The sequence below is a fragment of the Streptomyces sedi genome (assembly GCF_006335015.1).
GTDB lineage: Bacteria > Actinomycetota > Actinomycetes > Streptomycetales > Streptomycetaceae > Streptomyces > Streptomyces sedi.
In genome coordinates this window covers 387,325-411,176 of the sequence record NZ_VDGT01000001.1, presented here as the reverse complement: position 1 = coordinate 411,176, position 23,852 = coordinate 387,325, and the positions used below count along the sequence as shown (strand labels likewise).

The 23,852-nt window shown below is 71.3% G+C and carries 15 protein-coding genes; 7 read left to right on the top strand and 8 right to left on the bottom strand.

Annotation, left to right across the window (positions count from 1 at the left end; genetic code table 11):
* Positions 1 to 188 precede the first annotated feature (188 nt).
* A complete protein-coding gene (locus FH715_RS01630) occupies positions 189 to 3,137 on the top strand; it encodes an FG-GAP-like repeat-containing protein (RefSeq protein WP_211367375.1) in 2,949 nt (982 codons plus the stop codon).
* 647 nt (positions 3,138 to 3,784) lie between these two features.
* On the opposite strand, the gene FH715_RS01625 is transcribed toward FH715_RS01630, so the two are convergent.
* The 5 genes from FH715_RS01625 to FH715_RS01605 form a co-directional block, all read right to left on the bottom strand.
* Complete coding sequence (locus FH715_RS01625; protein ID WP_139640162.1) at positions 3,785 to 4,267, bottom strand: hypothetical protein; 483 nt, start codon at positions 4,265 to 4,267, stop codon at positions 3,785 to 3,787.
* A gap of 4 nt (positions 4,268 to 4,271) precedes the next feature.
* Positions 4,272 to 4,661: a hypothetical protein gene (locus FH715_RS01620; protein WP_139640161.1), complete on the bottom strand. Its 390-nt coding sequence runs from the start codon at positions 4,659 to 4,661 to the stop codon at positions 4,272 to 4,274.
* Between the two features lie 596 nt (positions 4,662 to 5,257).
* A complete protein-coding gene (locus FH715_RS01615; protein WP_139640160.1) occupies positions 5,258 to 5,698 on the bottom strand; it encodes a hypothetical protein in 441 nt (146 codons plus the stop codon).
* Positions 5,699 to 5,861: 163 nt separating this feature from the next.
* Positions 5,862 to 6,221, bottom strand: coding sequence for a hypothetical protein (locus FH715_RS28010; protein WP_170184597.1), 360 nt, complete (start codon positions 6,219 to 6,221; stop codon positions 5,862 to 5,864).
* A 439-nt stretch (positions 6,222 to 6,660) separates the two neighbouring features.
* Positions 6,661 to 6,954, bottom strand: a complete 294-nt coding sequence (locus tag FH715_RS01605) for a hypothetical protein (protein ID WP_139640158.1) — start codon at positions 6,952 to 6,954, stop codon at positions 6,661 to 6,663.
* Positions 6,955 to 7,233: 279 nt separating this feature from the next.
* Here FH715_RS01605 and FH715_RS01600 point away from each other — a divergent pair, with 279 nt between their 5' ends.
* The 4 genes from FH715_RS01600 to FH715_RS01585 all read left to right on the top strand — a co-directional run bounded on the left by FH715_RS01600 (position 7,234) and on the right by FH715_RS01585 (position 19,935).
* On the top strand, positions 7,234 to 17,718 hold the full coding sequence (locus FH715_RS01600) for a non-ribosomal peptide synthetase (protein WP_139640157.1): 10,485 nt from the start codon (positions 7,234 to 7,236) through the stop codon (positions 17,716 to 17,718).
* Between the two features lie 104 nt (positions 17,719 to 17,822).
* Positions 17,823 to 18,026 (top strand): MbtH family protein, encoded by a 204-nt coding sequence (locus FH715_RS01595; protein ID WP_139640156.1) that lies wholly within the window; start codon positions 17,823 to 17,825, stop codon positions 18,024 to 18,026.
* Positions 18,027 to 18,094: 68 nt separating this feature from the next.
* Positions 18,095 to 19,147, top strand: coding sequence for an ATP-binding cassette domain-containing protein (locus FH715_RS01590; RefSeq protein WP_139640155.1), 1,053 nt, complete (start codon positions 18,095 to 18,097; stop codon positions 19,145 to 19,147).
* Entirely contained in the window at positions 19,135 to 19,935 is an 801-nt protein-coding gene (locus FH715_RS01585) for an ABC transporter permease (RefSeq protein WP_139640154.1), read from the top strand. Before FH715_RS01590 ends, FH715_RS01585 begins: the two co-directional genes overlap by 13 nt.
* A 39-nt stretch (positions 19,936 to 19,974) precedes the next feature.
* Here FH715_RS01585 and FH715_RS01580 read toward each other — a convergent pair whose 3' ends face one another.
* Positions 19,975 to 20,733 (bottom strand): SDR family NAD(P)-dependent oxidoreductase, encoded by a 759-nt coding sequence (locus tag FH715_RS01580; RefSeq protein WP_139640153.1) that lies wholly within the window; start codon positions 20,731 to 20,733, stop codon positions 19,975 to 19,977.
* 151 nt (positions 20,734 to 20,884) lie between these two features.
* Between FH715_RS01580 and FH715_RS01575 the strand changes: the two genes are divergently transcribed.
* Both FH715_RS01575 and FH715_RS01570 read left to right on the top strand, forming a co-directional pair.
* Positions 20,885 to 21,547 (top strand): TetR/AcrR family transcriptional regulator, encoded by a 663-nt coding sequence (locus FH715_RS01575; RefSeq protein WP_139640152.1) that lies wholly within the window; start codon positions 20,885 to 20,887, stop codon positions 21,545 to 21,547.
* A 69-nt stretch (positions 21,548 to 21,616) separates the two neighbouring features.
* Complete coding sequence (locus FH715_RS01570; RefSeq protein ID WP_139640151.1) at positions 21,617 to 22,204, top strand: hypothetical protein; 588 nt, start codon at positions 21,617 to 21,619, stop codon at positions 22,202 to 22,204.
* A gap of 93 nt (positions 22,205 to 22,297) precedes the next feature.
* Here FH715_RS01570 and FH715_RS01565 read toward each other — a convergent pair whose 3' ends face one another.
* Together FH715_RS01565 and FH715_RS01560 are read right to left on the bottom strand one after the other, a co-directional pair.
* Positions 22,298 to 23,293, bottom strand: coding sequence for a pirin family protein (locus FH715_RS01565; protein WP_139640150.1), 996 nt, complete (start codon positions 23,291 to 23,293; stop codon positions 22,298 to 22,300).
* Positions 23,290 to 23,763 (bottom strand): carboxymuconolactone decarboxylase family protein, encoded by a 474-nt coding sequence (locus FH715_RS01560; protein WP_139640149.1) that lies wholly within the window; start codon positions 23,761 to 23,763, stop codon positions 23,290 to 23,292. Before FH715_RS01560 ends, FH715_RS01565 begins: the two co-directional genes overlap by 4 nt.
* Positions 23,764 to 23,852 lie beyond the last annotated feature (89 nt).

Here is a 23,852-nt window from a genome sequence, read left to right as displayed (position 1 = left end):
TGAAGCTCAGACGTCGACGAGTGTCGGGCGGGGCAGGGATCGTGGGTGGGGGATCTGGCATGGCGAGACGGACTCCGGGGCGTAGGCGAAGCGCTCTGCTGGCGGGGGTCGTGGCGGCTTCGGTGCTGCCGACGGGCCTGGCTCAGGCGTACAGCGAGCGGCCATCCGCATCCGACCGTCGGGCCGCGGTGACGCCGTTGCACACGGCGGACGAAACGGATGCCCTTCGGGAGGCGGCCAACACCGGCGAGCCCGTCGAAGTGCTCTCCCAGCGCACCGAGACCAGCCAGGTGTTCGCCAACCCGGAGGGCGACTTCACCGAAGACGTCTACGCCACCGCTCAGTGGGTACGGCGGGACGGCCGGCTCCTCGACATCGACACGACGCTGTCGCCCAACCCGGACGGGAGCCTGTCGCCCGCGGCGACCGAGGTCGCGGTGACCTTCTCCGGTGGCGGGGACACGGCGCTCGCCACCGTGACCCGCGATGGCCGGTCCCTCGGGCTGCGGTGGCCGGAAGCCCTGCCCGAACCGACGGTCGAGGGTGACACCGTCACCTACCCGGCTGTCCTGGATGGTGTGGACCTCAAGTTGCAGGCCCGCAGCGGTGGTTTCGGCCAGGTCCTCGTCGTGCACGACGCCGAAGCGGCGGCGAATCCGGCGCTGGCCGAACTCGCCTACGGGATCGAGACGGCAGGACTCGAGGTCTCCGCGGACGAACACGGCAACGTCAGCGCGATCAACCCCGCCGAGCAGGAAGTCTTCAACGCGGCGACCCCGCTCATGTGGGACAGCGGAGTCATCGAGAACCTCGAGGACGCGACGTCCTCGCGCGAAGCTGCCCAAGCCGAACCCTCGGTCTCCACCGAGTTCAGCCCCGGCATCGGCGCGCGCCACGCCACCGTCGAGACCGCGATCGTCGACGACACCCTGGTGCTCACCCCCGACCAGGAGGTGCTCTCGGGCAGCGAGACGACCTATCCGGTCTACATCGACCCCTCGGTCGACGGTTCTCGCCACTCGTGGACGATCGCCTACAAGAAGTACCCCAACAGCAGCTTCTACAACGGCTCCGGCTTCAACGGCGGTACCAACGAGGCGCGCGTCGGCTACGAGAACCAGACCGACGGCACGGCCCGTTCGTTCTTTCGCATGAACACCAAGAACCTCAAGGACACCAACCGGGTCATCAGCTCCTCCCGCTTCCGCATCCGCAACACGTGGTCCTGGTCGTGCACCAAGCGCGAGGTGCAGCTCTGGTACACCGGCGCGTTCACCAACCGGTCCACCTGGAACAACCAGCCCGCGTGGCGCAGCCGTCTCGACACCGTCAACGACGCGCGCGGCTGGGGCTCCGGATGTCCGGCGGGCAACCTTGTCTTCGACACCACACAGGGCGCGCGCACCGCGCAGTCCAACGGATTCAACACCCTCACCCTCGGGATGCGTGCAACCAACGAGGGCGATGTCTACGGCTGGAAGAAGTTCTCCGCCAGCAGCGCCGTGCTCTCCACGACCTACAACACCCGACCCGCCAATCCCACGGGCATGGACACCTACCCCGTCTCCACGGTGGACAGCGACTGCGGCAGCTCCGCCCCTTACCAGTACATCGGGAACACGGACTTCTACCTCCAGGCCAAGGTCAAGGACGGCGACGGCGGCACTGTCCGAGCAACCTTCCACCTGTGGCCGACCGGACGCCACGGTGACGGAGTGATCGTCAACAAGACGGTTTCCGTCTCCTCAGGCGGAATCGCCCGAGTCAAGATCACCCGAGCCGAACTCGCACCGCACCTCGCGACCACCGGGGGCGACTTCACGTGGAAGGTGCGCGCCAGCGACGGCAGCCTGAACTCGGCCTGGGTACCCTCCTACGGCTGTCGCTTCCTCCACGACCCGCAGCGACCCAGCACGCCCCCGGACGTCACCAGCGCGCAGTTCCCGGACGGTGAGAACGGCTGGCCGCCGGACACGAGCGCCGTGCGTCAGGAGGGCACCTTCACGCTCGCTCCCAACGGGGTCACGGACGTCACCACCTATCGCTACTGGACGAGTTGGGACACCACGGTGAAGACCGCGACCGTCCCCGCCGGCGGCAGTGCTTCCATCAAGCTCACTCCGACGACAGCCGGCCCCAACCTCCTCTACGTGCAGAGCGGCGATCCAGCCGGCAACCGCTCGGACACCCGCAACTACCTCTTCTACGCGAGCGGTCTCGCGACTCCGGACGCACCGGGAGACATCAACGGCGACGGCTACTCGGACATCTGGGGCATCGACGGCTCGGGGACACTGACACGCCACTACGGGTTGGGGGACGGTTCCGTCCATTCCGCCGCCGAGCCCGCTGACGAGGGCGACTGGGGCGACGCCCAGATCACCCACCAGGGTGACTGGAACGGCGACGGCTACGAGGACCTCCTCGCCCTACGGGACGTCGACGGAACGCACCAGCTGTGGCTGCATCCCAACACCGGCACGGGCGCCGTCTGCGACAGCTGCCTGGAGCAGGAACCCGTCGAACTGGCGGTGTACGACGAGGAGAACGACCACTGGTCGGACGGTGTGAAACAGATCGTCGCGCTGGGCGACGTGGACGGGGGCTTGGACGTCGACGGCGACGGGACCGAGGAGATACCCGGGTACCCCGATCTGCTCGTCAATGACGGCCAGTTCCTCTGGCTCTACTACGGGTCCCCGGATCTTCGCCTGGATGCCCATCGCGATCCGGTACTGCTGGCGGGGCCCGACGATCCGATCTCCGACAACGGGGCGACGATCGCTGAGATCACCATCTCAGCCCCGGGCGACTGGAACGACGACGGAGCCCTGGACCTCATCGTCAGCCACGATCGACCGGAGCACGGCGACCTCTACGTCTACAACGGCGCGTTGGCCGAAGGGGGGTACACCATCTCCCTTGAGGAGCGTGCCTACATCGGTTGGGGGTGGAGCAGTGACAACGTGCTGACCCACGCCGCGATTCCCACGTCGACCGGTTCCCATGTGCTGGAGTTCTGGGGCGCGATGAACAGCGGGCATCTCGTCCATGGAACGGTGGTGGACGAGGGCGGCCTCATCGGCGATGCCCGTGTGCTCAACCAGGACTTCGTCGGCTACCGGTACATCAGCTGACTCCTCGTGGGCCCGAGGCGCCTCAGCCGGTCGCGGTGGCTCCCGTCCGGCTACGTGCGTAAGGCTGCTGTCCGCGAACACTTCCTTGGCGAGGTGGTGTGCTGGCGACGAACTCGACTGCTTTCGGGCACGGTTGAGTGGCGGCTGGCATGCTGGTTGTTGTGGGGTTGTTGGCCGCAGATGGACACCGAGATCCAGGTGGGGCCGACGGGGAAGAAGCTGCTGCCGCTGAAGGTGCTGTGAGTCTCTGACCTGCGGTGATGGGTGCGGGTGTGGGGCGAGGCCGCTGTCAGGGGCACTTGGCTTCTGGAGGGGCTGTCTGAGGCCGAACGGGGGAGTTCCTCGCTTCCCCCGGCGCGGTGCGTGCTCCCTCTCCAGCCTGCGTCGGGCTCGGGACATGCCCTGCCACTGAGCTGGCTTTCGTTTGACCCCGCACGGCGGCAGTCCAGGGTGCGACGCCACCCGGGCGAGACCCACTACCTCCTCCACGGACACGGCGTCATTGCCGATCGCACAACGGTGTTGTCGTACGCGTGCGAGCCTCACAAGAAACGGGGACAACCGCGAGCGCGAGTAGGCCAGATAGAGACCGCTTTCACAATTGCCGTGGCGGCTTCACTGGCGATGCCGACCAGCCGGTTCCTGGGTCAGGTGATGACGGCCACCACGCGCACCGGGAGATCGGTGTCGTCCTGCTTGGAGCCGACGATGAGTCTGCGGCCCGAGAGGGACCAGGCGGCGTGCCAGAGGAACTCGTCGGCGTCGTCCTCCTCCAACGTGACCGGAGCACCTGGGAACTGTGAGCCGTCGGCTGTCAGGTTATCGACCAGGCGTCGTGCCTCGGTCTCGGCTTGGTCCCAGAGGCCGTCGAGGTAGGCGAAGTCCTCGCTGTCGGCTGCCGCCTGCTCGTCGTACTCCCACACCCGCAGTGAGATCTCCACCCGGGTGTTCGGGGCGTCGCCCTGGATGCTCAGGGCGCGGTCGCCGAAGTGCCAGGCGCGAGGAAAGGGCGCCGTGACGCGGCGGGGAAGGGGCTGCCAGCCACGGTTCTCCAGCGTTGCGGCAACGTCCTCGCTGCTGAGAGGGTTCCGCTGCCCCAAGGCCTCCACTAGCGCGATGACCTCGTTCATCCCGTCATCCCCTCATTCCGTTCCCCGGCACGTGGAAGACTCCCAGGCTCCCGCTTGCCATTGCCTCGGCGAGCCTCGCATTGCCCGCGAAGACGTTGGCGAAGTGCTGGGCGCCTTCCAGGTTGGATGCCGCGTAACGTACACCGCTCCCGCCCAGCCCGTCGTAGAGGTCCAGAAGCTTATTGGCCTGGATGGGGATCTGGTCCTCGTGGTAAAGGTCGTGGGTTGTGCTGTAGGGGGAACTGGACCACTGTCGTTCGTTCCCCGTCCACTTGGCCTCGGTGATCCAGCCGTTGGCCGGGCCGCCGTTCATGGTGCCGCTGTCAAGTGTTCCGTGGAAACATCCCGGGCGTGGAGAACACCCGACCGCATCGGTTGGGTAGTCGCTGTTCACCGGATTTTCCTGTCTCTCGTGCCATGTGAGCACACTCATCTCGCTGTTAGATCCACTCGAATCCGAGAATGATTGCCACGCCTCCCAGGATTGCGCATCTCGGTCTGTGGCCACGCCAGGATCGATAACATGCCGCCAGGAGGAACATTGCTAGGGCGATTCCGAGCAGCCCGACAGAGACTTTCCAGGAATACGCGATGGCGGTGAAGACTAGCGCCAGTGGCCACAGGGATGTCCCCCACCAGCAATCGCGAAATATTTTGCGCAGTGTGACGGAGTAGTCGTGGCCCTGGGTCTTCGATAGGTAGTCGAGTGGAATGTGTCTGCCGGTTAGGCATTTTGTCGCGTCAATTTTTCTCTTGTGTGCCGTCATCGCACCAGACCGCCTATGTGGTTGAGCACTCCCCGTCGTGGCGCCCGGTGTAGCCGAGGCGCGAACTGTCATCGCTCATTTTGTCGTTCTTCCTCGCTTGCGACTGCTACATGTGCGCCACGATGACGCCACCGCTCGGCGCTAGTGACCCCTTGCTGCGATCTGCGATCTGCGGTCGCGTCGTTCGGGGTGACGTGCTCATCGGAACCGCCGGTGCTGTGTGTCATGTTGGTGACGAATCGGTAGGGCCGTCTGGCAGTTTTCCGGCACTCCTCTTTCTGGACCACTCGGGGAGAATGCCGAAATCGGCTCTTCTCGCGGGCGGTACCAGTGATTTCGGACGATTAAAGAAAGCGATGGACGCCGCTGTGAGTATGCAGCCGAAGAGTGCTACGAACAGTATGACGAGAAGTAGGTCGGCTGGATCGCCCACCAGTTCGTTCCAAAGGAGTGCGCACCAGACGGCTTCAAGGCCAGCCAGTGAAACTGGCAGTATGCGCACTGCGGCGCGCCGGCTTCCCGTTTTTTTGAGGTAGAAGAAGGTACTCTCCACGGCCTCTGCTGCCGGCAGGTCGCCTATGCGGCCATTTCTCCAAAGTCGCAGAGTGATCCAGTTGCCGCCGCCGACGAGGAGCGCGCCCATCAGGAGAACTACTATCAGCAAAGTATCTTCCTTCGTCTGTCGGGCCGTTGCTGCCTCAGGGCTACCGCCATCCGGCAACCGTGTCCTGTCAACTCAATCGGTGCGGTCTCTTGCGAAGCGATCGGGGAAAAGTTCGGCGAGTCCGTAGAAGATGAGCATGAGGGTGAGGAGCGCGAATCCGGCTCTAAAGACGAATTTCATCGGCAAGGTCTCGGGGTCCCCGAAGTTGAAGGGGGATAGCAGTAGCTCGGCGAACCGGGTCGGACCGTCGGGGATGAGCAGTATCGCCAGGAAGGTGATCCATGTTGAGATGAGTCCCAGAAACACTTTGTGGGTACCTCGTGTACTCGCTGGCCAGCGTGCCCGTGGTCATGGTGGTGTCGCGGGCATCGGTCGTCGACACGGGCCGGTCGAGGGTGTCGTAGCTGACGAGGGTGGTGCCGTTGTTCGGGGCGTCGGCGCGGGTCTGGTTGCCGCGCTTGGCGTACTCGCAGCTCCAGTCGTTGCCGGCTGCGTCGGTTATGCCGGCGAGGTTGCCTGCCACGTCGTAACGATAGGTGGCGCTCTGGAACTTGGTGCGGTCGGCGTCGGTGGAGGAGCGCGGTTCGACGGTTCGCCGTCGTGAACGGTGTCGGTGCGGGTGGCGGCCACCGGTTCTCAGTGGCCCCACAAGCCGTAACAGCACGAGGACCCCGTCGACGCACACGTGCCGCGTCGCCCCGGGCCGCGCCCGGGCTGGTGCGTGTGTGGCTGGTTGGGGCGCGGGCGCGGGCCGGTGTGATGGGTGGGTGAGGCACGGCCTGAGCGCTGCCGTGGGCTCGGCTTTCCCGCGTGGCGTGGTCGCGTCGCTGATCCGGGAGCGTCAACTTCCGGGGCTCGTGCACGGGAGCGGGGTAGGTGTCGGTTATGGCGTGGCTGTCAGGTCGCGGGCGCGCGTGGTGCGTTGCCGGGTTTTCTTCTCGCTTTCCGGTGGGCGGTTCGGTTCAGCCGTGTACCTCGCAGACCGACAGCAGGCAGAAGTTCAGTCCCTGAATGCCGAGTATTCCGCCCCGGTCGTCTCCTTCGCCGCCGCCGCCGACGTGGCAGGTGGAAAGGAGGCAGAAGTTCTTGCCCTGAACGAAGCGGCTCTCCTGTGTGGCGGCTGCCGTGTTGCGGTCGGTCGACGGCTCGGTCGACGGCACGGTCGCGGCCTGGGCCGCGGTGACGGAGGCGCAGGTCAGGACGCCCGCTGTCGCGGCGGCGATGGCCAGACGGCGCAGGGTTCCACGGTGGTTCACGAGTTCTCCTCAGATCCGTTGGCGAAGGGTGCGCGTTCCTTATCCGGAGCGGCGCGTCGCCCGGATGGGTTACCTGCCGGTATTTGTCTCGCCGGGTGCTCCGGGAAGAACTCCGAACGGCCGGACTCGTCTTGTGAGGTGGGCCACACGGGCAATCCGGCGGCCCTTCGACGGTCGAATGCCGGGCATGGGAGCGCCCGCCGGACCTCGTCGTCCGTCGCGGCGCGTCCCGCCGCCGCCACGAACGGCAGTGGTAGTCCAGCGCAAGGTGTTTTTGGCGTGCCTGAATACGAGAAGACCGAACTTCCCGTCCTCGCGGCCCAGAAGGGGCTGTGGTTCGCGCAGCAGCTCGACCCGGCGAATCCGGCCTACAACATCGCGGAGTACGTCGACGTGCGTGGCGAGGTGGATGTCGACGCCTTGGCGCGGGCCGTGGACCACGTGGTGCGGGAGACCGAGGCCCTGCGGGTCACGTTCGGGGAGCGGGAGGGGATACCTCATCAACTGCTCCACTCCCGGCTGGACATGCCTCTGCCCCTCGTGGACCTCCGAGGCGATCCCGACCCGTTCGAGGAGGCGCTGCGACGCATGCGCCGTGAGCTGTCCCGTCCGGCGGACACCGCGGTGGGGCCGCTGGTCCGCGTCGTTCTGTACCGGCTGGCGGACGACCGTCACCTCTTCCACCAGCAGGTTCACCACCTCGCTCTGGACGGCTACGGCGCGGCGCTGGCGCTGACGCGGATCGCCGAGGTCTACGGGCAGTTCACGGCGGCACCGGACGTTCCGGTGCCGCTCAGGCCGGCGCCGCTGCTGCCGGTGTTGGAGGAGGAGCAGAAGTACCGTGCCTCCGAGAGAAGCGCGGCGGACCAGGAGTTCTGGTCGAGCTATCTCGCCGGCGCGCCCGAACCGGTCGGGTTGAGGGACGGCACGGCCGTGCCGGCGCGCTTCTTCCATCTGGCGGGCGAGGAGCGCGACGCGCTGTGGCTCGCGGGGTTGAAGGACGCGGCGAAGACGGCGGGCGCCGGCTGGCCCTCGATGTTCATCGCCGCCACCGCCGCCTATCTGCACCGCATCCGTGGCGTGGGGGAGGTGGTCCTGGGGCTGCCGGTGACGGCCCGCAGGACCGATCTGACGCGGTCCACGCCCACCATGCTCTCCAACGTGCTGCCGCTGCGGATCGAGGTCTCGCCCGCCGACACGGTCGAGGAACTGTTGCGGCGCACCTCCCGGCAGGTCCGCACGGTGCTGCGACACCAGCGGTACCCGGCGGAGGACCTGCGGCGTGACCGGGGGCTGCTCGGGCGCCGTGAGCGGCTGACCGGCCCGGCGGTCAACGTGCTCGCGTTCGACGACACGCTGGCGTTCGGCCCGGCGACCGCCACCCTCCACAACCTGTCCATCGGGCCCGTCGAGGACCTGGTGGTCGCGGCGCACGCCTCGTTCGCCGACGGCGGTCTGCGGCTGGACCTGCTGGCCAACCCCGAACTCCACGCCCGTGAGGAACTGCGGGCCCACCGGGACCGGTTCCTGCGGCTGCTCGACGAGTTCGTCGTCGACCCGTCCCGGCCTCTCGGCTCCATCGGGCTGCTCGGCGGGGCCGAGCGCGACCGCGTCACCGGTCTCGCCGCCGGGCCGCCGCGGCGGGAGGCCGACACCGGCGCGGACGCGGAACGCGGCGGTCCGGCCGCCCTGCCCGTTCAGCTCGCTCGCCAAGCGGCCAGCACGCCGGGGGAGACGGCCGTCGTCTGCGGGGAGGTCCGGCTCTCCTTCGCCGAGTTGGACGGCCGGGTGGACCGGCTCGCCCATCGCCTGGTGCGGGCCGGTGCCGGGCCGGGGAGCCGGGTCGCCGTGGCGCTGCCGCGTTCGACCGACCTGGTGGTCGCCCTGCTCGCGGTGATGCGCGCGGGCGCCGCCTATCTGCCCGTCGACCCCTCCTATCCGGGGGACCGCGTCGCCTTCATGCTCGCCGACTCAGCCCCCGTCGCGCTGGTCGCCGACGTCCTCACCGCGTCGACGGTCGATCCCCGCGGCGACCTCCCGCGGATCGACCCGGGCGATGTCCGGTCCCCGCGCGCCGAACCGCCCATGCCCTTCGCGGAGCCCTCGGCCCGGGACACCGCCTACGTCATCTACACCTCGGGCTCGACCGGAACGCCCAAGGGCGTCGTCGTCGAGCACCGCTCGCTCAGCAACCTGCTGGAGCACCATCGCCGCGAGTCCCACGCCTGCGCCGTGCGGGCGCTGGGGCGGGGCCTGCGCGTGGCGCTCACCGCCGCCACCTCGTTCGACGCCTCCTGGGACCCGGTGCTGTGGATGGTGGCCGGTCACGAGCTTCACGTCGTCGACGACCGGACGCGCACCGATCCCGAGGCGCTGGTCGCCTTCCTGCGCGGTCGGCGCATCGACGCCATCGAGACCACCCCGAGCTATCTCCAGCAGCTGCTGGCCGCGGGGCTCCTGACGGGTCCCGGTCACCGGCCGCACGTGATCGCGCTGGGCGGCGAGGCCGTCAACGACGCCCTGTGGGCGCAGCTCTCCCCGCACCCCGACCTGTTGGTGTTCAACTTCTACGGTCCGACCGAGGCGACCGTCGACGCCGTGACCTCGCGGGTGTCCGGCGGCACGCCGGTCATCGGCCGCCCCGTCAGCGGCGCCCGGGCCTATGTGCTGGACGCGGGGATGCATCCGCTGCCCGTGGGAACCGCGGGGGAGCTCTATCTCTCCGGCGAGGGCGTCGCCCGCGGCTACAACCGCCGTCCCGGCCTGACGGCCGACCGTTTCCTGCCCGACCCCTTCGGGCCGTCCGGCAGCCGCATGTACCGCACGGGCGACCTCGCGCGCTGGCGGGAGGACGGTTCCCTGGAGTTCCTGGGCCGCACCGACGGGCAGGTCAAGATCAGGGGGTTCCGGGTGGAGGCCGGGGAGGTCGAGTCGGCTCTCACCGCGCTGCCCCCGGTGCGTGAGGCGTCCGTCGTCGCGCGGCCCGGAGCCGGTGGTCTCGCCCAGCTCGCCGCCTATGTCGTTCTCGACCCCGCGGCCGGATCGGCGTTCGGGGACGGGCGGCACGAGGGGGACCAGGCCACCCTGGCGGCTCTGCGGTCGCGGCTCGCGGTCGCGCTGCCCGACCACATGATTCCGGCCCTGTACGCCGCGGTCGACCGGCTCCCGTTGACGCCCAACGGCAAACTCGACACGGCCGCGCTGCCCGAGGCGACGGCCCCCCGCGCGGGGGACGGTCAGGCTCCGCGGACCAGCCAGGAGGCCACGCTGTGCGCGGCGTTCGCCGAGTCCCTGGGCCTGGACGCCAGGAGCGTCGGCCGGGACGACGACTTCTTCGCCCTGGGCGGCCACTCGTTGCTCGCCACCCGTCTCGTCGGCCACCTCCGCACCGCCTTCGACGTCGAACTGCCCGTACGGGCGCTGTTCGAGGCGCCCACCCCGGCCGCGCTGGCCCGCAGGCTTGAGGGGGCGGCCCCGGCCCGTGCCGCCCTCGCCCCCGTCCTTCCCCGCCCCGAGCGCCTGCCGCTCTCCCCGGCCCAACGCCGGCTGTGGCTGCTGGAGAGCATCGGGGAGGGCGGCGCCGCCTACCACCTGCCCCTCGCGCTCCGGCTGAGCGGCCCGCTGGACGTGGACGCGCTCCGGGACGCGCTGCACGACGTGACCGGCCGGCACGAGAGCCTGCGCACCGTCTTTCCCGAGGACGAGCACGGACCCCACCAGCGCGTTCTCCCGGCCGAGCTGGCCCGCCCCGCACTGGATGTCGTGCCCGCGCCCGACGGCCTGCCCGCCGGTCTGGGGCGTCGTCCCTTCGATCTCGCCCGCTCGCTCCCGCTGCGGGCGGAACTCTTCGTACTCGACGCCACCGAGCATGTGCTGCTGCTGACGCTGCATCACATCGCCGCCGACGGCTGGTCCCTGAACCCGATGATGCGCGACCTCGGCGACGCCTACGCGGCGCGGGTGGCGGGCCGTGCGCCGCGGTGGGAGCCGTTGCCGGTGCAGTACGCCGACTACGCCCTGTGGCACCACAGGACACTGGGCGACCCCGACGAGCCCGACAGCCAGCTGGCCACCCAACTCGCCTACTGGGGAAACGCGTTGGCTGACCTGCCCGCCGAGTGCACCTTCCCCGTGGATCGGTTGCGTCCGGTGCGGGCTGGTGGTGGGGGTGGGTGTGTGGCGTTGTCGGTTTCGGCTGAGGTGCATGGGCGTGTGGTGGCTTTGGGGCGGGAGTTGGGTGCGAGCACGTTCATGGTGGTGCATGGGGCGTTGTCGGCGTTGTTGTGTCGGTTGGGTGGGGGGACGGATGTGGTGGTGGGGTCGCCGGTGGCGGGGCGTACGGATGAGGCGTTGGCGGGGTTGGTGGGGTTCTTTGTGAACACGTTGGTGTTGCGGGTGGATGTGTCGGGTGATCCGTCGTTCCGTGAGGTGGTGGGGCGGGTGCGGGAGGTGGATCTGGCGGCTTACGGGCATCAGGAGGTGCCGTTCGAGCGGTTGGTGGAGGAGGTGGCGCCGGTGCGTTCGCTGGCGCGGCATCCGTTGTTCCAGGTGATGCTGGCCCTCAACAACACCGAGCGTCCCCGGCTCGACCTCCCCGGCCTGCACGCGCGGCACGAGACCTCCGTGGGGCGCACCGGGGCCAAGTTCGACCTGACGTGGGACCTGACGGAGCGGCACACGCCCGACGGGGCTCCGGCCGGCCTGACCGGGGAACTCGAATACAGCGGCGACCTGTTCGACCGGGCCACCGCGCAGCGGTTCGCCGACCACCTGGTAAGGCTGCTGACCGCGGCGCTGGACGACCCCGAGCGCCCCGTCACCGACCTGGACTTCCTCGACCCCGTGCAGCGGCTCGCCGCCCTCGACCAGGCCGTCCCCGGGACGTCCGCACCGGCCGCCACCGGCTCGGGGCCGACCGACGGAGGCGAGGCGCCGGGCACGATCGTCGACGTCTTCACCACGCAGGCGCTGGTCACCCCCCGGCGGACCGCCGTCGTCGACGCCGAGGGGCCCGTGACCTTCGGCGACCTCCTGCGACGCGTCCAACTCCTCGCCGCCCGGCTCCACGAGGAGGGGATACGCCCGGGCGACCGGGTCGCCTCCGCGCTGCCGCGAGGCACCGGGCAGATCGTGGCGCTGCTGGCGGTACTGCGCTGCGGCGCCGTCCACGTGCCGCTGGACCCCACCCACCCCGTCGAGCGCAACCGCGTCATCCTGGACAACGCCCGCCCCGCCCGCGTCCTGACCGACGCCTCGACCGCCGCCCGCCTCCCCGACGGCGCTCACCGCCCGCTGCGGCTGGACGGCTCCGCCGGCGCGTCCGCCGACCGGGTCTGGCCCCTCCCGCACCGGCCGGCCCCCGGCGACGCGGCCTACGTCCTGTACACCTCGGGCTCCACCGGAACGCCCAAGGGCGTCGTCGTCGAACACCGTTCCCTGGCCCGGCTGCTGGCCAGCCACCGCGCGCGTCTCATGGACCCCGCCGAGGCCGCCAACCACGACCGGCCCCTGCGGGTGGCCCTCACCGCCGCCGCGACCTTCGACGCCTCCTGGGACCCGATCCTGTGGATGGTGGCCGGTCACGAACTCCACGTCGTCGACGACGCCACCAGACGCGATCCCGAGGCGCTGACCGCGTTCCTCCACGCCCACCGCGTCGACATGCTCGAAACCACCCCGTCCTTCCTCGAACAGCTCCGCGCCCACGGCCTGCTCGCCCCCGGCCGCCCCCGACCCCGGCTGCTGGCGCTCGGTGGCGAACCCGTGGGCGAGGGCCTGTGGAACGAACTCGCCGCGCTGCGGGACACCACCGTCTGGAACCTCTACGGCCCCACCGAGGCCACCGTCGACAGCGTCATCTGCCAGATCACGCCCGGAACGGGTCCGCGGATCGGGCACGCCGTCGACGGCACCTCGGCCAGGGTCCTGGACGCCCGACTGCGGCCCGTGGCGCCCGGCACCCCCGGCGAGCTGTATCTCGCCGGCGCCTCCCTGGCCCGCGGCTACGAGGGCCGCCCCGCCCTGACCGCCGAGAGGTTCCTCGCCGACCCCCACGGACCGGCCGGCAGCCGCATGTACCGCACCGGCGACCTCGTGCGCCGCCTCCCCGACGGCGGCCTCCAGTACCTCGGCCGCGGCGACGACCAGGTCAAGGTCCGCGGCTTCCGCGTCGAGACGGCGGAGGTCGAGGCGGCACTGACCCGGCACGCGGGAGTGGCCAGGTCCGCCGTCGCGGTGCGCCCCGACAGCTCGGGCGCCGGAACCCTGGTGGCGTGGATCGTCCCGGAGGGCGGCCCCGGGCACACCACCGAGGGCATCCGCCGGTTCGTCGCCGACCAACTGCCCGGCTACATGGTGCCGTCCGCGATCGCCGCGGTGCCCGACATCCCCCTCACCGTGCACGGCAAGGCCGACCTCGACGCCCTGCCCGACCCCCGGTCCGACTCGGCCGCACACGACGCCCCGCCCCGGTCCGCCCAGGAGGAGATCCTGTGCGCGCTGTTCGCCGACAGCCTCGGGCGACCGGCCGTCGGCCGCGACGCCGACTTCTTCGACCTCGGCGGCCACTCCCTGCTCGCCACCCGTCTCGTCAGCCGCGTCCGGGAGGCGTTCGGCGTCGAACTCCCCGTGCGGGCCCTCTTCGAGGCGCGCACCCCGGCCGCACTCGCCCACCGGCTCGGCGAGGCCGGGAAGGCCCGCCCCGCGCTGCGCCCGGTGGACCGCGCCGACCGCGCACCGCTGTCCTACGCCCAGCGCCGCCTGTGGTTCCTCCACCGCATGGACCCCCGCGACCCGGCGTACCACATTCCCGTCGCCGTCCGCCTGGAGGGCGCCCTCGACCTCGGCGCCCTGCGCGCGGCCCTGGGGGACGTGGTGGCGCGTCACGAGAGCCTCCGGACCCTCTTCCACGACCCGTCCCCGACGGGCGACGCCGCCACCGTCGCCCCGGCGTCCGAAGGCGCCGAGGACGAGGCCGTCCAGGTGATCCTGGAGCCCGGTGACGCCCGTCCTCCGCTGCTCCGCACCATGACCTCCGCCACGGCACTCCCCGGCGCCCTGCGCGCCGCCGCGGCCCGCCCCTTCGACCTGACCGCCGAACCACCGCTGCGCGTCGAGCTGTTCACCACCGCCTTCGACCGCCACGTGCTGCTGCTGACCGCGCACCACATCGCGACGGACGGCTGGTCCATGGGGCCGCTCGCCCAGGATCTCGCCGGCGCCTACGCGGCGCGGGTGGCCGGTCGCGCGCCGCGGTGGGAGCCGTTGCCGGTGCAGTACGCCGACTACGCCCTGTGGCAGCGCGATCTGCTCGGCTCGGCCCGGGACTCCGACAGTCTTCTCCACCGGCAACTCGCCTACTGGAAGAGCACGTTGGCGGGCCTCCCCGAGGAGATGCCCCTGCCGGTGGATCGGTTGCGTCCGGTGCGGGCTGGTGGTGGGGGTGGGTGTGTGGCGTTGTCGGTTTCGGCTGAGGTGCATGGGCGTGTGGTGGCTTTGGGGCGGGAGTTGGGTGCGAGCACGTTCATGGTGGTGCATGGGGCGTTGTCGGCGTTGTTGTGTCGGTTGGGTGGGGGGACGGATGTGGTGGTGGGGTCGCCGGTGGCGGGGCGTACGGATGAGGCGTTGGCGGGGTTGGTGGGGTTCTTTGTGAACACGTTGGTGTTGCGGGTGGATGTGTCGGGTGATCCGTCGTTCCGTGAGGTGGTGGGGCGGGTGCGGGAGGTGGATTTGGCGGCTTACGGGCATCAGGAGGTGCCGTTCGAGCGGTTGGTGGAGGAGGTGGCGCCGGTGCGTTCGTTGGCGCGGCATCCGTTGTTCCAGGTGATGCTGGCCCTCAACAACACCGAGCGTCCCCGGCTCGACCTCCCCGGCCTGCACGCCGAGTGGGAAGGCGTCGACACCGGAGCCGCCAAGTTCGACCTCTCCCTCAGCCTCACCGAGCGGCCCTCCGCCTCCGGCGGGGCCGGAGGACTAAAGGGGACCCTGGAGTTCAGCCGCGACCTCTTCGACACCGAGAACGCCCAGGACATCGCCGACTGGTTCCCCCGCCTGTTGGAGCAGGCCGTCACCGCGCCCGACACGCCGGTCTCCCGGCTGAGCCCGCTCACCGAGCGGGAACGCCACGCCCTGCTGGCCCTCGGCGACGGCGGGCCCGGTCTGGCGGAGGAGACCACCCTTCTCCACCGGTTCGCCGAGACCCTCCCCACGACCCGCGGCGGCGACCTGGCCGTCACCGCGCCCGACGGCTGCCTCACCTTCCCCGAGCTGGAGACCCGCGCCAACAGACTGGCCCACTGGCTGCGCGGCCGGGGCGTCACCACCGGCGACACCGTGGCCGTCCGGATACCCAGATCCACCGACTCCGTCGCCGTGCTCCTCGGCGTGCTCAAGGCCGGAGCCGTCTACGCCCCCCTCGACCCCGCCCTGCCGCCCCGGCGCGTCGCCGCCGTTCTGGAGGACGCGCGCCCCGCGCTCGTCCTCACCACCGTCGCGACCGCCGGCGACCTGCCCCAGGGCAGCCCCTGGGCGGCCCTCGACGATCCCGACACCTCCGCCGCCCTCGCCGCCGCTCCCGGCCTCCCCCTCCCCGAGGGGCCCGGGCCCCACGACGCGGCCTACCTGCTGCACACCTCCGGCTCGACCGGGCGGCCCAAGGGCGTCCTGGTCGAGCACCGTTCCCTGGGCCGCCTCCACGACCACCACCGGCAGCACCTGTTCACCCCCGCCCGCCGTGCCGCCGGCGACACCCCGCTGAACGTCGCGCTGACGGCCTCCCTGTCCTTCGACGCCTCCTGGGACCCGGTGCAGTGGATGGTCGCCGGCCACGCGCTCCATATCGTCGACGACACCGTCCGCCGCGACCCGGAGGCCCTCGTCGCGCACGTGCGCGCCCACGCCGTCGACGTTCTGGAGACCACCCCCACCCATCTCCGGCAGCTGCTCGACGCCGGACTCCTCGCCCCGGACGCCCCCCACCGTCCCTCCCACCTCGTACTCGGGGGAGAGGCCGTCCCCGCCGCCCTGTGGTCCCGGCTGCACGCCGAACCCGAGCTGACCTGCTGGAGTTTCTACGGCCCCACCGAGGCGACCGTCGACACCCTGGAGGCGCGCCTGGCCGACACCGCCCACCCCGTACTCGGCACCCCCGTGGCGGGCACACGCGCCTACGTCCTGGACGACCACCTCGGCCTCGCCCCCGCCGGCGTCCCCGGAGAGCTCTACCTCGCCGGGGACAGCCTCGCCCGCGGCTACCCCGGCCGCCCCGGCGAGAGCGCCGTCCGCTTCCTGCCCGACCCCTTCGGGCCCGCGGGGCAACGCATGTACCGCACCGGCGACCTCGCCCGGTGGACCAGGGCCGGGCACCTGGAGTTCCTCGGACGGGCCGACTCCCAGGTCCAGGTGCGCGGCTTCCGCGTCGAGCCGGACGAGGTCGCCGCCGTCCTGGAGACCCACCCGGCCGTCTCCCGCGCCGCCGTCGTCCTCGACGAGGACGAGACCGGCGGGCGCCTCCTGGCCTACCTCGTCCCGAACGGCCAGGACCCCTCGCCCGCCGACGGCGCACTCGACACCGAGTCCGTGCGCGCCCACGCCACCCGGCTGCTGCCCGACTACATGGTCCCCTCGCTCTGGACGGCCCTGGAGTCCCTGCCCCTGACGGCCAGCGGCAAGCTCGACCACCGGTCCCTCCCGGCCCCCGCCACCGCCGGCCGGCCTCGCGGGCGCGCGCCCCGCACCCCCCGCGAGGAGGTGCTGTGCACCCTCTTCGCGGAGGCGCTGGACCGCGAACAGGTCGGTGCCGACGAGGACTTCTTCGCGCTCGGCGGGCACTCGCTCCTGGCCACCCGGCTGATCGGCCGCGTCCGGCAGGTCCTCGGCGTCGAACTCGGCATCCGCGCCCTGTTCGAGGCACCCACCGTCCAGGCCCTCGCCGCCCGGCTGGAGTCGGGCACGGAGGAGGACCCGCTGGCCGTCCTGCTGCCGCTGCGCGCCGGCGGCGACCGGACCCCGCTCTTCTGCTTCCCCCCTGCCAACGGCCTCTCCTGGTCCTACACCGCCTTCCTGGCGCACCTGGACCCGGCGCAGCCCCTCTACGGACTCCAGAGCCCCGTACTGCGCGGCGCCCCCCACCCGGAGAGCATGGAGGAGATGGCCGCGCTCTACGTCCAGGCGATGCGCACCGTCCAACCGCACGGCCCCTACCGGCTTCTGGGCTGGTCCTTCGGGGGGAACGTCGCCCACGAGGCCGCCGTTCTGCTGCGCCGGTCGGGGGAGGAGGTCGAACTGCTGGCCCTCATGGACGCCTTCCCCCTGGCGCCCCGGGACGGGCTGGAGGACGCCGACCGGGACACCGTCTTCCGCGCGCTGCTCACCAACCTCGGGATCGGCGCTGACGTGCTCGACGGCGACGAGGCCGTCGACGCGGCCTCGGTCAGCGACGCGCTGCTGCGCACCGGGAACCCGCTGGGCTCGCTGGGCCCCGAGACCCTCGACGCCATGGTGGAGCACTTCGCCGGCCAGGCACGCGCGATGCGTCACCACACCCCCGGCGTGTTCGACGGCGACGTCCTGTTCTTCACCGCAACCGAGGGACGCGCCGAGGCCGCCTCCGGCCCGGAACTGTGGGCCCCCCACGTGACCGGCCGCTTCGACAACCACGACGTGCCCTTCGCCCACGCCCAGTTGACGCAGCCGCGGCCCGCCCGACACATCGGCCTGCTTCTGGCCGCCGCGCTCCGCGCCCTGCCGGGAGCACCGGGCAGCTGACCCCGGCCCCGGCACCGCCCCCGTCGAGACGTCCCCGAGACGGCCCGGCCCCCGCGCACCACCCACCGCCACCACCGCACCACCGCACCGCGAGGAGAGGAACCATGACCAACCCCTTCGACGATCCCCGCACCCGGCACCACGTCCTGGTCAACGACGAGGGGCAGCACTCCCTGTGGCCCTCCTTCGCCGACATCCCCGACGGCTGGACGGCCGTCTTCGGCCCCCAGGAGCGCCAGACCTGCCTGGACTACGTCGAGCGGAACTGGACCGACCTCACCCCGCGCAGCGTCCTCGCCGCACGGTGACACCTTCGGGGGGCGGCCACCGCGCCGCCCCCGGCACACCCCCTCGCACCGGCCCAGGGAAGGCAGCCTTGACCGACCACGTCAGTTCGTCCGCCATCAGCGCGCGGGGCCTGACCCGCCGCTTCGGAAGCAGGCAGGCACTCGCCGGGGTCGACCTCAGCGTCCCGGCGGGCACGGTCATGGGCCTCCTGGGCCCGAACGGCGCGGGCAAGAGCACCGTGGTGCGGGTCCTGTCCACCCTCCTGCTCCCCGACTCCGGTACCGCACGGGTCGCAGGCCACGACGTGCTCCGCGCCCCCGAGGCGGTCCGCGGTCGGATCGGGCTCTCCGGCCAGTACGCCGCCGTCGACCCGAAACTGACCGCGCGCGAGAACCTCTATCTGGTGGCCCGCCTCTACGGTATGCGCCGCCGCCAGTCCCGCAGGCGTGCCGACGAACTCCTGGAGCGCTTCGCCCTGGGGGACGTCGCCGACCAGCTCAGCGGCGCGTTCTCCGGTGGCACCCGCCGCCGCCTCGACCTCGCCGGCGCGCTCGTCGCCCGACCTCCCGTCGTCGTGCTCGACGAGCCCACCACGGGACTTGACCCCCGTGGACGCGCCGACACCTGGCGCTCCGTGCGGGAACTCGTCGACGGCGGAACCACCGTCCTGCTCACCACCCAGTACCTCGAAGAGGCCGACCACCTCGCCGACAGCATCGCGGTCATCGACCGCGGTCGCGTCATCGCCCGCGGCACGGCCGCGCAGCTGAAGGCCGCGGTCGGCGGGGAACGCCTGAGCCTGACCGTCCCCGATCCCGGGCACCACGCCCTCGCGTGGACCGTTCTCGCCTCCCTCGGCCCCCACGTCCCCGAACACGACCCCCGCACCGGCCACTTCAGCGTCGCCACCGAACTCGGCGCGCACACCCTCGAACAGGCCCTCGCGGAACTGCGCTGGGCCCGCATCCGGGTCCACGACGTCACGCTCGCGCCGCCCACCCTCGACGACGCGTTCCTCGCCCTGACCGGCCGGCCCCCCACCGCGGAGCGACCGCCCGCGCCCCCGGACGACGCCCCGCCCGACACCCCGACGGCGCCCCTCCCGCCCCACCGAGAGGAAGCCGGCACATGGCAGCGATGACCCGCGCCGGACGGGACGCCTCCCTCATCGCCTGGCGCAACCTGCTCAACCTGCGCCGCACCCCCGGGTCGATCATCGCGGCCCTCGTCCAACCGCTGATGTTCGTCCTGCTCCTCTCCTACGTCTTCGGCGGCAGTCTCGGCGGCGACGGCTACCGCACCTACCTCATGGGCGGCATCTTCGCCCAGGCCGTCACCTTCAACGCCGCCTTCACCGCCCTCGGCCTGGCCAACGACATGGACAGGGGGCTCGTCGACCGGTTCCGCTCCCTGCCCACCCCCCGGCTCTCCGTCGTCCTGGGGCGCACCCTCTCCGACCTCGCGATGAGCGCCGTCACGCTCACCGTCACCGCCCTGTGCGGGGTCCTCGTCGGCTGGCGCGTCGAGACGTCCCCCGCCGACGCCGCGCTGGCCTTCCTCGTCATCCTCTTCTTCGCGTTCGCCATGTCCTGGGTCGGTGCGACCATCGGCCTCACCTCGCGCAGCGTCGAGGTCGCGCAGAGCGCGGGGCTCATCTGGCTCTTCCCCGTCACCTTCGTCTCCTCGGCCTTCGTCTCCACCACCGACATGCCGGGGCCGCTGCGCCACGTCGCCGAGTGGAACCCGGTCTCCGCCACCGCCACCGCGGCCCGTGACCTCTTCGGCAACGAGCCGCCGCCCGGCCTGGAGACCGCCGCCTCCTGGCCGGTCCGGAACGCCCTGCCCTACGCCCTCGTGACCACGACCGTGATCACCGCGCTCTTCATGGCCCTCGCCATCCGCCGCTACCGCCGCATCACCCGCGGCTGAAGGCGGCCGGCCCGCGGTGCCAGACGCCCGCCCGGGCGGTCAGAGGAAGGCGCCGCCGGAGACCTCGACGCGTTGGGCGGTGGCCCAGCGCAGGCCGTCGGAGGCGAGTGTGGCGATGGCGTCGCCGATCTCCTCGGGTTCGCCGACGCGGCCGAGCGCGGTCTGCCCGGCCAGGCCCCGGCGCATCTCGGCGTCGTCCCGCATCGCTCCCCCGTTGAAGTCGGTGGCGGTCGGTCCGGGGGCGACGGAGTTGACCCGGATCCCGCGCGGGCCCAGCTCCACGGCGAGGGTGCGGCCCAGGGCCTCGACGGCGGCCTTGGAGGCGGAGTAGACCGAGGTGGCGGGGCTGGTGTGGCGGGTCAGCGACGACGAGACGTTGATGATGTGGCCGCCCCCGGTCAGCAGCGGCGCGAGCGACTGGATCAGGAAGAACGTGCCCCTGACGTTGACGTCCATCGTCGTGTCGAAGTCGTCGGTCGTGACGTTCTCCAGCGGTCCGAAGACCCCGACACCCGCGTTGTTGACCAGGATGTCGAGCCGGGAAGCGCTCCAGCGCTCCAACCGCTCGCGCAGCGTGGAGGTGAAGGAGGGGAACGAGGCGAGGTCGCTGATGTCGAGCCGGAGGGCGTCGGCGCTCCCGCCCGCGGCCCGCACCTCTCCCACCGTCTTCTCCGCCTCGGCCGCGTCGTCGCGGTGGGTGATCAGGACCCGCACCCCGCGTGCGGCCAGGGCACGGGCCGCGGCGCGGCCGAGGCCGCGGTTCGCGCCGGTCACCAGTGCGATCTTGTCGGTCGTCATCAGTTTCCTCCACAGCGTGCGGCTACCGGGGTTCGACCGGTGCCGCCTCAGTTGGGAGGCGAGTCACTCGACTCGCCTTGGTTCCGGACTGTAGGCGGGATCGTGGAGGCGAGTCAAGTGACTCGCCTCGGGTCTGCGTCATACTGTGCGCATGGCAGCAGAGCTCTCCGCACACCACCGCAGGCTCGCCCAGCAGAAACGTGAGGCGATCACCACCGCGGCCACGGAACTGTTCCTGGAGCGCGGCTACGACGGCACCTCGCTGGCCCGGATCGCCGAAGCAGCCGGGGTCTCGAAGTCCACCCTCTTCAAGCGCTTCCCCACCAAGGCGGCCCTCTTCGAGGCCATCGTCACCGAGTCCTGGCAGCGCGATGCCGGCGATGCCGGCGATGCCGCCGCGCGGCCGGGGACCGGGGATCTGCGCTCCGGACTGACAAGCATCGGCCGCCGCTACGCCGACCTGGTCGACCAGCCCGGCATGACGGCCCTGTTCCGCATCGTCATCGCCGAGCTGCCTCGCTTCCCCGAACTGGGGCGGATGCAGTTCCAGCTCGGCAAGCTGCCCTACTTCACCTCCGTGCGGCAGTACCTGGAATCCGAGCACGAGGCCGGCAACGCCGATGTCCCGGACGCGGTGAGCGCCGCGAACCAGTTCCTCGGCATGATCGCCAACTACGTTCTGTGGCCCCGTATGCTGCTCACCGACTGGAACCCCACGGCCTCCGAGATCGATGACGCCGTCGAACAGGCCGTCCAGACCATGCTCGCCAGATACGCCCCGCCCGGCCGGCCCGCCCCGAAGCCGGAACGTTGACAACGGCGCGGGGCTCGACACCCGCGACGCCACTCCGACCGCGTCAGCCGCACCCGACGGGAGCCACGCGTGCGAGACCAGCGGACAGTCGCCCTCTTCGACGGATCTCCCGAGGTCGAGGTGGTGACGCAGGGACGCGTCATCCCGGTGATGGCCATCGCCCACGAGCTGGGGTATGTGCTGACCGCGCACCGGATCAGGCCGCAGACCGGCATCAGCGCGTTCACCTTCGTCCGGGACGACGGCGAGTCGGCGCGGCGGCGTGCGGCCTGGACGCGTTACCACTACGGCATCAACGGGGCCTGGTGGGCGACCGCGACCCCCGGGCCCTCGCCGCACGCGATCTCGCCGATGCGGGCGGCGGAGGCGCGGTTCGGGCTCTACCTGTACCAACAGCGGCCGATCGGGCGGTACTTGAGGGCGGCCGGCGCCCTCGTCGCGGTGGCGGCAGCGGCCGGCGTCTGGTTTCTCCTCACGGCGTGGCCCGGTGCGGTGGTCTGCCTGGGAATCGCTCTGCTGGGCGGCGCGACGATGCTCTGGGGGCCGCGCTGGCGGGCGCGGAGGGAAGCGGAGTTCCGGCGGACGCTGGAGGAGTTCGAGCGGCAGCGGGTGTTCTGGAGCTACGACGGAAGGGAGGGAGGCGGCGGGTTCGGCTGACACGGCCCCGTCGAGGGGGAGCGGGGAACCGGGGGCGCCCCGCCGCTCGGGACCGTCCCCGGGCTTCCGCCGCCGCGTCGTGAGGGGCGTGGGTCAGGTGCGCGGGACCATCCTGGAGTTCGGCAGGGGCGGGGCCGGCAGCGGCGGCAGCTGGTCGGGGGGGAACTCGCCGAACAGCGCGGGCTTGCCGGCGTCGAGCGGGTCGGCGGGTTCGAAGCCCAGCTCGGCCTGGTAGCGGCGCCGGTACTCGACGATCTCGTCGTGGTCGCGCCCGACGAAGTTCCACCACATGACGATCCGCTCCCCGAGCGGGACGCCGCCCAGCAGGATGACGCGGACCTCCTCGTCGCCCGCGGTGATCTCCAACGTGTCGGAGCCGACGGGAACGTAGGCGAGCGAACGGTGGTCGACAGCGGACGAGTTCACCGTGACCGGGCCGTTCTCCGCGAGGACGGCGTGCTCGAAGTCGGCCCGCACCGGGAGCCGGACCGAGGCGCCGGGGGCGAGGACCAGTTCGGCGCCGAGCAGGTCGGGTGTCCGCGTGTCGACGGGGGAGACCGAGCCGAGGAGCGCGCCGATGAACACGCGCGCCGTGACGCCCGGAAGCGTCACCGGCTCCGGAACGTGGTGCACGAACGCGTTCTCGCCGAAACGCGTCTCCTCCGGCAGCGCGTACCAGAGTTGGACGCCGTGCAGGGTGCTGGTCCGGGGGGCGCTGAGTTCCTGGTGGGTGATGCCGCGGCCCGCGATCATCAGGTTGAGTTCGCCGGGCACGACCGGGGCCGCGTTGCCGCCGGAGTCGAGATGCTCGACGTGCCCTTCGAACAGCCAGGACACCGTCGCGAGCCCGGTGTGCGGATGCCGCGGCATCCGCATCCCGCCGGTCGTCTCGACGTCGTCGGGGCCGAAGTGGTCCAGGAAGCACCACGATCCGACCAACGACCTCCGCCGCTGCGGGAGGGTCCGGTGCACGGAGATCGCCCGCACGCCGCCGAGCGGCACCAGGCGAGGGGTGAGGACTTCCACGGCGGTGCACGGCTCCCCGTGGTCGAGCACCGCCGGCCGCGGGTCGGTCTCCAGGTTGCTCATCGGACGATCTTCCCCTCCGCGTCGCGGGGATGCACCAGGTGCTGGCTGAGTATGGAGACGCGGTTGAAGGCGTTGATGGTGACCGCCACCCACTCGGCGGCGACGAACGCCTCCTCGCCGAGGACCGACCGCGCGCCCGAGAGGTCGGCCTCCGCCTCCTCGGTGAGGGGCAGCGACGTGGCCGCCTCGGCCACCGCGAGCACCGCCCGTTGCCGTTCGTCGAACACCGACGTCTCCCGCCAGGCCGGCAGCAGGTCCAGTCTCTGCTGCGGTATCCCGGCCTTTCTCGCCTCGCGCGCGTGGAGGTCGAGGCAGTAGGCGCAGGCGTTGAGCTGCGACGACCGCAGCATGACGAACTCGACCTCCTGCGCGGTCAGTCCGCGCTTCAGCGCCGCCTCGCGGATCGCGGACGAGAACGCTGTCGCGGCCCGCCACGCCTCGGGCATGACCTTGTCCAGATACGGACGCATCGTGTTTCCCCTCTCGCCGGGACGGCCTGCCGTCCGCAGTCTTCCGCGCGGTTGTCGCGCCCTGGCCATCGTGCCGTCACTCCGTGAGG